General features: G+C 71.7%; 13 protein-coding genes. All 13 read right to left on the reverse strand.

Annotated features, from left to right (window positions below; translation table 11 throughout):
• Window positions 1-8: 8 nt before the first annotated feature.
• A complete protein-coding gene (locus CF165_RS00105) occupies window positions 9-1,211 on the reverse strand; it encodes an ABC transporter permease (protein ID WP_093945330.1) in 1,203 nt (400 codons plus the stop codon).
• Window positions 1,208-1,912 carry an ABC transporter ATP-binding protein gene (locus CF165_RS00110; RefSeq protein ID WP_093945331.1) on the reverse strand — a complete coding sequence of 235 codons (705 nt, stop codon included), beginning with the start codon at window positions 1,910-1,912 and terminating at the stop codon, window positions 1,208-1,210. The genes CF165_RS00105 and CF165_RS00110 overlap by 4 nt, the downstream gene beginning before the upstream one ends.
• Window positions 1,909-3,219, reverse strand: a complete 1,311-nt coding sequence (locus tag CF165_RS00115; RefSeq protein ID WP_093945332.1) for an efflux RND transporter periplasmic adaptor subunit — start codon at window positions 3,217-3,219, stop codon at window positions 1,909-1,911. Before CF165_RS00115 ends, CF165_RS00110 begins: the two co-directional genes overlap by 4 nt.
• A gap of 62 nt (window positions 3,220-3,281) precedes the next feature.
• A complete protein-coding gene (locus tag CF165_RS00120; protein ID WP_093945536.1) occupies window positions 3,282-3,620 on the reverse strand; it encodes a hypothetical protein in 339 nt (112 codons plus the stop codon).
• A gap of 13 nt (window positions 3,621-3,633) precedes the next feature.
• Window positions 3,634-4,080: a transport-regulating membrane protein Mce1N gene (gene mce1N, locus CF165_RS00125; RefSeq protein ID WP_093945333.1), complete on the reverse strand. Its 447-nt coding sequence runs from the start codon at window positions 4,078-4,080 to the stop codon at window positions 3,634-3,636.
• Window positions 4,077-4,619, reverse strand: a complete 543-nt coding sequence (locus CF165_RS00130; protein ID WP_093945334.1) for a hypothetical protein — start codon at window positions 4,617-4,619, stop codon at window positions 4,077-4,079. Before CF165_RS00130 ends, mce1N begins: the two co-directional genes overlap by 4 nt.
• 17 nt (window positions 4,620-4,636) lie before the next feature.
• Entirely contained in the window at window positions 4,637-5,608 is a 972-nt protein-coding gene (gene hemB, locus CF165_RS00135) for a porphobilinogen synthase (RefSeq protein ID WP_093945335.1), read from the reverse strand.
• A 192-nt stretch (window positions 5,609-5,800) separates the two neighbouring features.
• Complete coding sequence (locus CF165_RS00140; RefSeq protein WP_093945336.1) at window positions 5,801-7,333, reverse strand: bifunctional uroporphyrinogen-III C-methyltransferase/uroporphyrinogen-III synthase; 1,533 nt, start codon at window positions 7,331-7,333, stop codon at window positions 5,801-5,803.
• 83 nt (window positions 7,334-7,416) lie between these two features.
• Window positions 7,417-8,346, reverse strand: coding sequence for a hydroxymethylbilane synthase (gene hemC, locus CF165_RS00145; RefSeq protein ID WP_093945337.1), 930 nt, complete (start codon window positions 8,344-8,346; stop codon window positions 7,417-7,419).
• Window positions 8,347-8,366: 20 nt separating this feature from the next.
• On the reverse strand, window positions 8,367-9,674 hold the full coding sequence (locus CF165_RS00150; RefSeq protein WP_093945338.1) for a glutamyl-tRNA reductase: 1,308 nt from the start codon (window positions 9,672-9,674) through the stop codon (window positions 8,367-8,369).
• Window positions 9,671-10,585 carry a redox-sensing transcriptional repressor Rex gene (locus CF165_RS00155; protein WP_093945339.1) on the reverse strand — a complete coding sequence of 305 codons (915 nt, stop codon included), beginning with the start codon at window positions 10,583-10,585 and terminating at the stop codon, window positions 9,671-9,673. Before CF165_RS00155 ends, CF165_RS00150 begins: the two co-directional genes overlap by 4 nt.
• Window positions 10,586-10,826: 241 nt before the next feature.
• A complete protein-coding gene (locus CF165_RS00160) occupies window positions 10,827-11,438 on the reverse strand; it encodes a fasciclin domain-containing protein (RefSeq protein ID WP_093945340.1) in 612 nt (203 codons plus the stop codon).
• 141 nt (window positions 11,439-11,579) lie between these two features.
• Window positions 11,580-13,136: a molybdopterin-dependent oxidoreductase gene (locus tag CF165_RS00165; RefSeq protein ID WP_093945341.1), complete on the reverse strand. Its 1,557-nt coding sequence runs from the start codon at window positions 13,134-13,136 to the stop codon at window positions 11,580-11,582.
• Window positions 13,137-13,278: the final 142 nt, after the last annotated feature.

Genomic DNA, 13,278 nt, shown 5'->3' on the forward strand with positions numbered 1-13,278 from the left:
AAGACTCCTTATTCGTGACGCAAGGCGTCGATCGGCCGCAGCTTGGCGGCGCGGTTGGCCGGGAAGCTGCCGAAGAACAGCCCGATCAGGGCGGAGACCGCGAAGGCGAGCAGGATCGACGAGGGCACCACGACGGGTTTGATCCCGGAGATGGTGAACCGGCTGCCGATCAGCCCGATCGCGACGCCGAGCAGCCCGCCGAACAGGCTGAGCATGGTCGCTTCGGCGAGGAACTGGCCGAGGATGGCCGAGCGCGGGGCGCCGATCGCCTTGCGGATGCCGATTTCGCGGATCCGCTCGGTCACCGTGACGAGCATGATGTTGGTGACGCCGATGCCGCCGACGAGCAGGGAGATCGCCGCCACCGCCGCCAGGAGCACGGTGAACGTCTCGGTCGCCGACGTCCTGGTCGCCAGGAGCTGCTCGGAGTTCTGGACCTGGTAGTCGGGGGTGCCGCCGAGCCGGATGCCGTGGCGGGCGTTCAGGATCGCGGTGATCTCGGACTGGGCCAGCGAGACGGAGTCCGCGCTGGTGGCCTGGACGGCGATCTGGCTGAGGCTGCCATAGCCGGACAGGGAGTTCTGGACCGCCGAGATCGGCGCGATGGCGACGTCGTCGGCGTTCTGCAGCCCGGTGCTGCCCTTGGCCTGCAGCACCCCGATGACGGTGAACTGGATGCTGTTGAGCAGCACGTTCTTGCCGACGGGCTCGGCCGTGCCGAAGATCGACTGCGCGGTCGTCGGGCCGAGCACGACGACCTTCCGCGCGGCGGTGACGTCCTCGCCGGTGAACAGCTGCCCGTCGGCGATTTCCCGGTTGGTGGTGGTGAAGTAGGCCGGCTCGGTGCCCGCGACGCTGGAGATGTCGTACGACGTCTGCCCGTAGGTCGCGGTCGCCGTCGTGTTGACCACGGGAGAAGCGGCCTTGACGTCGGGGGCGCCGACGGGGTCGACGAGCGCGTGGGCGTCCTGCACGGTCAGCGGCCGCGCCGACGCGCCCTGCCCGCCGCCGCGTGCCGGGGAGACGTTGACGACGTTGGTGCCGAGGCCCTGGATGCTGGCCGCGATGGCCGCGGACGCGCCGTTGCCCACCGCGACCAGCAGGATCACCGCGGCGACGCCGATGGTGATGCCGAGGGTGGTGAGGGCCGAGCGCAGCTTGTTCGCGGTGAGGCCGCGGACGGCGAAGCGCAGGATTTCCAGCAGGTTCACGAGACCGCCCCCACCGCGCGCGTCACTTCGTCCGAGACGATCAGGCCGTCGTCCACCCGCACCACGCGGTGCGCGTGTTCGGCGACCTCGTCCTCGTGCGTGATGACGACGATGGTGCGGCCGAGGGCGTTGAGCCGGTCGAACACGCCGAGGACGTCCTCGGTGCTGCGCCGGTCGAGGTTGCCCGTCGGCTCGTCGGCGAGCAGCATCGCCGGGCCGGTGACCAGGGCTCGCGCCACGGCGACGCGCTGGATCTGGCCGCCCGAAAGCTCGCTCGGCAGGTGCTTGGCCCGGTCGGACAGCCCGACCATCTCCAGTGCCGCGAGCGCGCGACGGCGGCGCTCCGACCGGCGGAGTCCACTGTAGACGAGTGGCAGCTCTACATTGGACAGAGCGGACGTCCGGGGCACGAGGTTGAACGACTGGAAGATGAAGCCGATCTTCCGGTTGCGCAGCAACGCCAATTGCCGTTCGTTCAGCTTGCCGACGCCGAAGCCGTCCAGGAGGTACTGGCCCGACGTCGGGACGTCGAGGCAGCCCAGCATGTTCAGCAGCGTCGACTTGCCCGAGCCGGACGCGCCCATGATCGCGACGTACTCGCCGGGCCACACGGTGAGTTCGACGCCGCGCAGCGCGTGCACCGCCGTCTCGCCGGCCCCGTAGGTCTTGCGCAGTCCGGAGACCGCGATCACCGGGTTCATCCGCGCCCGCCGAAGCCACCGCCGGTGCCCGTGCCGCGCTGGCCGCCGCCCGGGAACCCGCCGGTCCCGCCGCCGGGGAAGCCACCAGTCCCACCCGTGCCGCCCGTGCGGTTGTTCCCCCCGCCGGTGCCGGTCGTGGCCGTCGCGGTGAGCACGACGTTCTCGCCCTCGGTCAGCCCGGAGGTGATCTGGACCGTCGATTCGCCGCGGAGGCCGACCTGCACCTGGCGCGTGACGTTCTGGCCGTTCTCCTGCACGGTGACGAGGTTGGTGCTGCCCACCGTCTGCACGGCCGCGGCCGGCACGCTCAGCGCGTCCTGCGCCTCGGCCACGGTGATCACGACGCTCGCCGACTGGCCGGGCCGCAGCCCGTCCGGCGGGGACGTCAGTGCCAGCTGCGCACCGTAGGAAACGACGCTGCCGCTCGTCGTCGGGGTCAGGTTGATGCTCGAAACGGTCGCCTGGACTGGCTTGTCCGGCAGCGCGTTGAGCGTCACGGTCGCCTTCTGGCCGGCCTTGACCTTGCTGACGTCGATCTCCGCGACCGAGGTGTTGACGACCAGGCCGGTCAGGTTCGTGATGGTGATGAACCCGCTGCCGGAGCTGCTGCTCGACGACGCGGCGGCGCTGGAGTTCGACGACGAGCCCTGGCCGCCCTGGCCGCTGCCGCTGGAGGACGACTGGGAGCTGCTGCTCGACGAGCCGCTGGAGGACTGCTGCCCGACGGCACCGTTGATCGCGGTGACCGTGCCGGCGCCGGGCGCGTAGAGCGTCGTGTTGTCGAGCGCCTGCTGCGCGGTCTGGACGTCGAGCTGGGCCTGGTCCAGTTTCGCCTGTGCCGAGGTGACGTTGTTCGCCGCGGTCTGCGCGCTGTTCTGGCTGTTCTGGCTGTTCTGGTTGTTCTGCCCCGTGGCCGGGGTGGCTTCGGCCGTCTCGGCGGTGTCCAGGGCGTCCTGGGCGACCGCCAGGTTCGCCTTCGCGACTTGAAGCTGCTTCGCCGCCTGCGTGCTGTCGACGGTGGCCAGCTTCTGCCCGGCACTGACGACATCGCCGACCTTGACGTCGATCGACGTGACCTTGCCGGCCGTCGCGAAGTTCGCCGCGCCGGTGTAGCTGCTGGCGAGGGTGCCGGCGGCGGAGACCGTCTCGGTGACCGTCGCCCGGCGGACCGGGGTGCTGCGCGACTGCGCCTGCGCCGAGCTCGGCGCGGGACTGAACGCCTGGTATATCCCGAATCCCGCCCCGGCCAGCAGTACGACCAGAGCACCGTTGATCACCCATGCCTTCGAGGCACGCACGCGCGTCATGCGGCAACCTTCGTGCCGCTGTTTAGCAATTGACTGTTCGTTACCTGTGCGTCAGCTGTGTATCAGTCCCTGGCTTTGAGGCCCCGCGCACGCACCGCGAGCAGGACCTGACGCACCGCGTCGACCAGCAGCAACGCGGCCACCGTGCCGATCCCGATGGCCGCCGCGAGCAGGCCGCCGAAGTACCGGTGCGACTCGAGCAACGCGCCGTCTTCGGTCCGGGTGACCACGACGGCGGCGGCGTTGTGCCAGCACGCGGAGGCCGCCCAGCCGGCGAGGACGGCGAACACGACCTCCACGACGGCGACCAGCGTCCGCCACGGCTTGTGCAGCCGCGCGCGCGGGCCGGGTTCGTCCGGCGGCCAGAGCTCGGCCCCGGTGGGCTGCGGAAGGTCGATCACGGCGACGATTTTCTCATGCTTCACGCGGTGTCGCCCGGACGAGCCGGTCCAGCGCGTCCCGCAGGGCTTCGACGTCCTTCGCCCACGCGAGCACCACCGTGTCGTCGGCCAGCTTCACCGGCAGGGAGTCGTACTTGCGCGGCACCGACCAGCCGCCGCCGAGCACCCGCGCGCCGACCGGCGTGCCGACGTCGGTCACCGAAGCGATCTGGTCGGCGGGCACCTTCTCCCGGCCCTGCCGCAGCTGCGTCGTGGTGACTTCCAGCGACAGGAACCGGCGCCGCGCGTACACCCAGGGCACGGTGATCACGCACAGCCCGAACCCGACCATCAACCAGCCCACGACGTGGACCGGGCCACCCGTGACGAGCTCCGCCAGCGCGCCGGCCAGTGCGAACACCGGCCCCCACACGATGGCGGCCCAGCTCACGCCGGACTCGGCGTAGAGCCGGTCGCTCACAGCTTCTTGACCGCCTTCGGGAAGTAGTCCGTCACCGACGGCAGGTACATCAGGACCAGCGCGATGACCAGCAGCAGCGTCGCGATGATCGAGGGCACGCTGTAGAAGATGCCCAGCTGGAACAGCACGCAGGCGACCGCGAAGCCGGTCAGCACCGTGCGGGCCGAGCGGGTGCCTTCGCGGGCCTTGTAGGCGAACAGCGCGATGAGCAGCGCGAACACGACCGACCCGCCGAGCAGCAGCCAGAACGCCGTCGTGGCGCCGTGGGCCATCGCGGCCTCGTCGATCTTCTGGCCGCGTTCCCGGCTCTGCCGGATCAGCGCGTCGATCAGCTGCTGCTTGATGGCCAGGGTGAACACCTGGCCGCCGATCAGCACGGCGCCGCCCGCCAGCCACAGCCAGAACGAAGCCCGCACCGCACCGGGCGGGTCGACCTTGGGCGCCGGCTGGCCCGGCAGCAGCGGGTCCGGTGAACGTCCCATTTTGCGCCGTTCGTCGTCGGTGAGCCCGCTGAGATCCTCGGTGTCCTTGTCCGCCACGCGGTGACTCTAGCCGGTCAGTCCAGCCAGCCAGCGGCCTCGGCGGCCCAGTACGTGAGGATCAGGTCGGCGCCCGCCCGGCGGATCGAGGTGAGCACCTCGAGGACCGTCCGCTCGCGGTCCAGCCAGCCGTTCGCCGCGGCGGCCTCGACCATCGCGTACTCGCCCGAGATGTTGTACGCGGCCACCGGCACCGGGGAGATGTCCGCGGCCGCCTTGATGACGTCCAGATAGGACAGCGCGGGTTTGACCATGATCATGTCCGCGCCTTCGGCGAGGTCCAGCTCGATCTCGCGCAGCGCCTCGCGGCCGTTGCCCGGGTCCTGCTGGTAGGTCTTGCGGTCACCCTTGAGCTGCGAGTCGACGGCCTCGCGGAAGGGGCCGTAGAACGCGCTGGCGTACTTCGCGGAGTACGCGAGGATCGCCGCGTCCTTGTGCCCGACCTCGTCGAGCGCCCGGCGGATGACGCCGATCTGGCCGTCCATCATCCCGCTCGGCCCGAGCACGTGCGCCCCGGCTTCGACCTGCGCGATGGCCATCTGGGCGTAGATCCGCAGGGTGGCGTCGTTGTCGACCGCGCCGTCGGCGTCGAGGACGCCGCAGTGGCCGTGGTCGGTGAACTCGTCGAGGCAAGTGTCGGCCATCAGCACGGTGGCGTCGCCCAGCTCCTGCCGCAGGTCGCGCAGGGCGACGTTGAGGATGCCGTTCTCGTCGACCGCCCCGGAGCCCTCGGCGTCACGCGTGGCCGGGATGCCGAACAGCATGAGCCCGCCGACCCCGGCGTTGACCGCGTCGACGGCTGCCTTCCGCAGGGTGTCCCGGGTGTGCTGCACGACGCCCGGCATGCTCGAAATCGGCCGGGGCGCATCGAGCCCTTCGCCGACGAACATCGGGAGGATCAGCTGGCGTGGCCGCAGCGTCGTTTCACCCACCAGCCTGCGCATGGCCGGGGTGGTGCGAAGCCTGCGGGGACGATGCTCGGGGAACACCCTTCCACGTTACTCCCGCGGCTTTCGCCGCAGTTCCGCAAGGGTGCTCAGCGGCGCTTCCGGTCGGTGAGTGACCGCGACTCGACCAGCAGGGCCGAAGCGCCCCAATGTGGCGTTGGGTGCGTTGGACGCACCCAATGTGGCGTTCGGTGCGTTGGACGCACCGAACGCCACATTGGGGCGCTTGGGGACTTAGGAGCGGCGGGCCCGCTTCGCCTTGCGCGGCGGCGGCAGCGCACCCTCGGCGCGCAGCCGGGCGGCGTGCTCGGCGAGCGCGTCCACCAGGTGCGGGACGTCGGCCTTCTCCGGCTGGACGTCGACCCGGAGCCCGAACTCCACCGCGGTCTCGGCGGTCTTCGGGCCGATGCACGCGACCAGCGTGCGGGTGTGCGGCTTGCCGGCGATGCCGACCAGGTTCCGCACGGTCGAGGACGAGGTGAAGCAAACCGCGTCGAAGCCGCCGGTCTTGATCATCTCGCGGGTCTCGGCGGGCGGCGGGGCGGCCCGGACGGTCCGGTAGGCCGTCACGTCGTCGATCTCCCAGCCGCGCTCGCGCAGGCCCGCCGACAGCGTCTCGGTGGCGATGTCCGCCCGCGGCAGCAGCACGCGGTCGACCGGGTCGAGGACGTCGTCGTACGGCGGGAACTCGGCCAGCAGGCCCTCGGACGACTGCTCGCCGGACGGGACCAGCTCCGGAATGATGCCGAACGAACGCACCTTCGCCGCGGTCGACTCACCCACACAGGCGATCTTGACGCCGGAGAACGCGCGGGCGTCCAGGCCGAACTCCTCGAACTTCTCCCACACCGCGCGGACCGCGTTGGTGGACGTGAAGACGATCCACTGGTAGCGGCCGTCGACCAGGCCCTTGACCGAACGCTCCATCTGCGCCGGGCTGCGGGGCGGCTCGACCGAGATGGTCGGGACCTCGTGTGACGTCGCGCCGTGGCCACGCAGGCGCTCGGCCATCTCGCCCGCCTGCTCCTTGGTGCGCGGCACCAGGACCTTCCAGCCATAGAGCGCCCGCGACTCCCACCACGACAGCTTCGAGCGCTGCCCGGCGGCCTGGCCGATCGTGACGATCAGCGGCCCGACGAGCTCGCCGGCGTCGTTCGCGACCTTCTCGAGCGTGGTGTCGAGGGTGCGCTGGGTGTTGATGGTGCCGTTCGCGGTGACCGCGACCGGGGTGGCGGCCGGCACGCCGTTGCCGGTGAGCGCCGACGCGGCCTCGGCCAGGTGCGCCGACGTCGCGTGCAGCACCAGCGGGCCGGGCGCGGCGGCCAGCGCCGCCCAGTCGACGTCCCCGCGGACGTCGACCTCGGTGTGCGTACCGCCCAGCGCGACGCCGGCGTACGCCGGGACGGCCGCGGCCGGGGAGACACCCGGGATGACGTCGAACACGGCGCTCGTGCGCGCGACGGCCTGGACCTCGGCCACCACGGCCGGGGTGGTCAGCGGGTCGCCCGCGATCAGCCGCAGCACCAGCCGGCCGGCCTTGGCCTCGGTGGTGAGGTCCTTGGCGACCTCGGTGGCCTCGCCGACGGCCGGCCGGACCTCGGCGCCCTCGGCGGCCATGGCCAGCACGGCCTGTGGCACGTCGGGGTCGGTCACCACGACCTCGGCCTTGGCGAGCAGTTCCTGGGCACGGACCGTGAGCAGGCCGGCGTCGCCGGGCCCGGAGCCCACGAACGCTACGCGCCCGGTGGTCTTTCGCGCGGGGGTCATCTGTGCGTTTCTCCTCTTGCGGCGTCCGTGCGCGGTCGCACGGACGCAGGTCTCCTACGTCTTCGAAAGCGCTCGCGAGAGCGCTACTGAGCGGGGCCGGAGAGGGCTCCGGCTCCGAGGTCCAGCAGCTCGGCGGCCAGGTCCTTGCCCAGCTGGGCGGCCTGGTCCTTGTCGGCCAGTGCGATGGCCCGGACCATGTCCACCGCACCTTCCTCGCCCTCGACCGCGGCGGTGCCGCGCAGCGAGATCCGTTCCACGACCTTGCCCTCGGCGTCGAGATCTTCGACGATCTCGGCGAGCGCGCCCACCGGCGCGCTGCACCCCGCCTCGAGCGCGGCCAGCAGGGCCCGCTCGGCCGTCACCGCGGCCCGCGTGCCCTCGTCGTCCAAAGTGGACCGGAGCAGCTGCTCGAGGTCCACGTCGGCGGCCCGGCACTCCACCGCCAGCGCACCCTGCGCGGGCGCGGGCAGCATCTGGATCGGGTCGAGGGTCTCGGTGATCGCCTCGACCAGTCCGACCCTGGCCAGTCCGGCACGCGCCAGCACCACGGCATCGAGCTCGCCGTCGGTCACCTTGCGCATGCGGGTGTCGATATTGCCGCGAATCGGCACGATTTCCAAACCGAGGCCCAGCGCGCGCAGCTGCGCGGTGCGCCGCGCGGCGCCCGTGCCCACCGTCGAACCCGGCGGCAGCTCGCCCAGGGTGAGCCCGTCACGCGCGATCAGCGCGTCCCGCGGGTCCTCGCGCGGCGGCACCGCGGCCAGCGTGATGCCCGGCTCCGGCGCGGTCGGCAGGTCCTTGTACGAGTGGACGATGACGTCGACCTCGTTGCGCAGCAAGGCTTCCCGCAGCGCGGAGGTGAACACGCCGACGCCGATCGTCGCGATCGGCGCGAGCGACTTGTCGCCGGGCGTGGTCACCTTGACGATCTCGACCTCGACGCCGGTGGCGCGCAGGGCGTCGGCGACGGTCCCGGTCTGGGTGAGCGCGAGCTTCGAACCGCGCGTGCCCATGCGAATGACTCTGGTCACTACTACTTCTTCTCCGGTGGGGGCTTCGGGCTCGCCACCGCGGCGGGGGCCTGCGGGTCGAGGCAGAACAACTCTCGCAACGCGTTCGCGTAGTCGGTGTCGGCCGTCTCGGCGGCCAGCTGCTTGACCCGCACCGTCGGCGCGTGCAGCAGCTTGTCGACCACCCGGCGGACCGTGCGGCCGACCTCTTCGCGAACGCCGGCGTCGAGTTCGGGCAGGCGGTTGTCGAGCCGCAGCAGCTCGGCGTCAACGACCTCGGCCGCGCGGCGGCGCAGCGCGGTCACGGTCGGCGTCACCTCGGCGCTGCGCTGCCCGGCGAGGTAGTCGCGCACCTCGTCGAGGACGATCCCGGTCGCCTTGGCGGTCTGGCGCTCGGTGGTCGGCGTGCCCGCCTCCCGCATCCGGCGCTGGATGGTGGCCAGGTCGACCACCCGGACGCCGGCCAGCTCGCCGACCGCCGGGTCGACGTCGCGCGGCAGGCCGAGGTCGCAGACGACCAGGTCACGGCCACGCCGGGGCAGCACCTGGTCCGGGCCGAAGACGGCGTCCTGCGCGCCGGTGCAGCAGATCACGATGTCGGCGTCGCGGACCGCCTCGACGACCCCGGACAGCGGGACCGCGCGGGCAGGCACGCCCTGCTCGGTGACGTTCGCGGCGAGCCGCCGGGCGCGGGCGTCGGTGCGGTTGGCCACGGTGATCTCGCCGATCCCGGCCTTGCGCAGCTGAGACGCGCTCAGCGCGCCCATCGAGCCGGCGCCGACGATGACGGCGTGCTTGCCGGTGACGTCACCGGCCGCGGCGAGCGCTTCGGACACGACCGACGCGCCGAGGGCGTCGAGACCGGTCTCGGTGTGGACGCGCTTGCCGACGCGCAGCGTGGTCTGGATCAGCTCGTGGAGCGTGCGGCCGACGGTGCCGACCTCGCGCGCGGTGGCATAGGCGGACCGCACCTGGCCGAGGATCTGCGTCTCGCCGACGACCATCGAGTCCAGGCCCGAGGCGACCGAGAAGAGGTGCTCGACGGCGGCACCGGCGTAGTGCACGTACAGGCTGTCGTAGAGCTCGGCGGGTTCCATGCCGGCCTGCCGGGCCAGCACCTCGGAGACGTCGCCCAGGCCGCCGTGGAAGGTCTCGACGACCGCGTAGACCTCGATGCGGTTGCACGTCGAGACGAGCATGACCTCACTGATGTGCTCGGCCTGCTGCAGCTCGTCGAGCACCTTGCCGATCTCGGGCGCGGGGACCGCGACGCGCTCCAGCGTGCTCAGCTCTGCGCTTCTGTGCGAGAGCCCGACCGCCAAAACGCTCATGAGCGCACCACCATTTCCCGTCCGCCGTCCGGACCCGTGCCGTTCCGCCTGCCCTTGCCATTCTGGGCGGGTGAACCACCGGTCGATAATCCGGAATTGCCCTGATTACCGGCGGCCGGTGCTTCACTGTCCGCCCGGCGGGCCACATGGAACGAGAGTATCTGCAGCTCGACGGCCAAATCCACTTTGCGGACCTCGATGTGAGCAGGAACCTGCAGCACGACGGGAGCAAAGTTGAGGATGCACTGGACACCGCCCGCGACCAGGCGGTCACACACCGACTGCGCCGCGGTGGGCGGGGTGGCGATCACGCCGATGGAGATGCCGCGCTCGGCGCAGATCCGCGGGATGTCGTCCATGTGCGACACCGGGAGGCCGCCGACCGGCACGCCGATCAGGTCCGGGTCCAGGTCGAACAGCGCTTCGACCGGGAAGCCGCGCCCCGGGAAGCCGCCGTAGTTGGCCAGCGCGTGACCGAGGTTGCCGATCCCGACCACGGCGACCTTGTGCTGGCGGGTCAGGCCGAGGATGCGCTCGATCTGGCTGACCAGGACGCCGACCTCGTAACCGACGCCGCGGGTGCCGTACGAACCGAGGTACGAGAGGTCTTTGCGCAGTTTCGCGGAATTGACGCCGGCGGCCTGCGACAGCTCTTCGCTCGAAACGGTCGTCGCACCCTGTTCGGACATTCCGGACAGGACACGAAGGTAGACGGCGAGCCGGGCGACCGCCGCCTCCGGGATCGACTTCGCCCGCACGGCCTCGGGGGCGTCACCGTTGGTCCCGGCGGGTACGGCGGGCATTTCCGCGGTCGGCGCGTTGTCGGCGTCCGGGGTGTCCTGACGGCGGGACCGTCGTGGCGGCCGGCCGGCGGAGTCCGCTCCGTCGCGCCTCCCCCGCTGTGTCACCACGCCGTTGTCTCCTGCCCGCTGTGCGTCTGGCGGCCATCGCCACGGCCGTTCGGAACTGTGTCTTGACCCAGGACCCGGAGTCCGGTTCGATACCGGCCGCCCCGGAGGCGATGGCCCTACGGTAGACCACTTGTGAACGCGCGCACAAAGTCACTGGTCGGAGGCGGTTCCGGGGCACCGGGAGGCAGCGTCGATCACGACACGGCGTCAGAATCCTTGCCCGCCAGGCACTTCCGCCGTCTCAGCCGGAGTTGGTGCCCGGCGTGAGCACCTTCCCGATCACGAACAGGGTGGCGTTCTTCGTCGGGATGTTGCCGCAGAGGACCGGCACGCCGTTGACGGTCAGGGTCCCGCCGGACCCGCCAAACCCCAGCGGGCCCCCGCCGCTGTCGCGGGTTCCCGCCCCGCCCGCGCGTTCGAGGCCCGCGGCGTCGAAACGCTGGTAGAGCACGTGGTAGTTGAGGACCGGCACCCGGCGGGCGGACAGCCCGGCCGCCGCGAAAGCCTCGTCCACGGGCGCGAAGACGGTGACGTCCGGCGCGGCGTCGAACGGGTCGGCGAGGTTGGCCGCCCCGACCGCCTCGACCCAGCCGCCGAGGAGGCCGCTCGCCGCGGCCGCGCGGACGACCGGCAGGCCCGCCATGGCCGCCAGCCTGCCGCGAAAGCCGTCACAGCCCGGCCCGAAGACGCCGGGACCGGTGGCGGCCGCCGTCGTCGTCACCGGGGCGGGCGGCGTGATCGAGGTCGCGCCCGGCCCGGTCGTCGCGGCGCCGGCGTGGTCGCCGTTGCTGCAGGCGGAGAGGGCCAGCGCAGCGGCCGCGCACAGGCCCGCGCAACGGGAGATTCGGCTCATCCGGCGATCTTCGCGGACGGTTTCCGGGTTCTCGCCCGGTCTCACCGGATCGAGCGACGGCGGCTGCGGCCGGAGATGTCATGAACGACTCTTTCCTGTCGTCGGACGACAGGAAAGAGTCGTTCATGACGTTCGGGCGTGTCAGTGGGCGTCGAGGGTGACCGAGTGCCAGCCGGTGGCGCCGTCGGGCACCGGGTCCGCGCGGTTCTCCGTCTGCGTGTAGCCGTCCCGATCGGTGGCCCGGACGAACGCCTGGTGCGTCCCCTTCGGCACGTCGAGCTCGATCCACCACATCCGCCAGGTGTCCTTGCTCACGTCGGCCGAGAGCGTCGCTTCCCGCCACTCCCCCTGGTCCAGCCGGACCTCGACCTTCGCGATGCCGGTGTGCTGGGCCCAGGCGGTGCCGGCCAGCCGGACCTTGCCCGCGGTGACGCCGGCGAACCCCTTCGGCGTGTCGATCCGGGACTCGGTCTTGATCGGCGCCTGCTCGGCCCAGCCCCGGCTGAGCCAGTACGCCTGCCGCGCGTCCCACTTGGTGAATTCGAGCGATTCGACCCACTTGGTGGCCGACACGTAGCCGTACAGGCCGGGGATGACGATCCGCGCCGGGAAGCCGTGCTCGACCGGCAGCGGCTCGCCGTTCATCCCGATCGCCAGCATCGCGCCGCGGGCCGGGTCGAGCGCGACGTTCGCCGGGGTGCCGCACGTCCAGCCGTCGGTGCTGGTGGCGAACATCTGCTCGGCGCCGGCCTGCACGCCGGCCTGGTCGAGGAGGTCGACGAGGTCGACGCCCAGCCAGGTCGCGTTCGAGATCAGCGGGCCGCCCACCTCGTTGGAGACGCAGGTCAGCGTCACCCGGCGTTCGACGAGCGGCCGGTTGCGGATGTCGGCGTAGGAGAAGGTGACCTCGCGGTCGACCATGCCGTGGATCTTCAGGCTCCAGTCCTCGGCGCGGATCTGCGGCACGACCAGCGCGGTGTCGATGCGGTAGAAGTCCGGGTTCGGCGTGAGGAACGGCGGCGAGCCGAGCTTCGCGAAGTCGGCGTCCGCGGGCAGCGGCGGCGCGGTGCGCGCGGGGACGAGCGGCCCCACGGCGGCCCGGGAGTCCTCGGCGTTCGCGCTGGTGCCCGCCACCTGGCCGACGACGGCCGCGACGCCCGAGCCCGCGGCGACCCCGACGCCGGCGCGCAGGAACTTCCGCCGGTCGAAGCCCCGTTCGGGCACGGCTTCGACGGGCAGCGCGGTCCGGTGCAGGAAGGTGAGCACGGCGAGCCCGGCGACCAGGGCGGCGACCGGCGCGAGCAGGGCGACCTGCCCGAGGTCGGTGCGCACGTACACGGCGGCGACCCCGGCGGCGCCGAGCAGGAAGACGAGCACCTGCCCGGCCCGGGGCGTCCGGCGCGACAGCTGCCCGGCCAGCAGCGCGAGGAGGACCAGCACCACGGCCAGCCCGAGCTTCAGCACGGGCTTGTCCCAGGTGCCCAGCGTCCGCTCGGCCCACTTCACGACGGAAGTCGGGCTGTGGTCGATGACGTAGTTGGCCACGGCGATGAACGGAGACGCCGTGTAGCCGACGAACCCGGCGACCAGGTGCCCGACGCCGAGGGCGGCGGCCAGCGCCAGCAGTCCGATCAAAGTCGCGATCGGAAGCGAAAGCCTTCTCGGCGCCTCGGGCGGCGCGTCCTGCAAGGTGCTCACATCTCCATCTTCGGAGCGCACGCCCGTCCGGGTGCCCCGACACGGCTTACGGACGTGTTACGGCTGGGGCGCACACGCCACGAACGTCATGAACGACTCTTTCCTGTCATCGGATGACAGGAAAGAGTCGTTCATGACATCG

This window comes from Amycolatopsis vastitatis (assembly GCF_002234595.1).
GTDB classification, from domain to species: domain Bacteria; phylum Actinomycetota; class Actinomycetes; order Mycobacteriales; family Pseudonocardiaceae; genus Amycolatopsis; species Amycolatopsis vastitatis.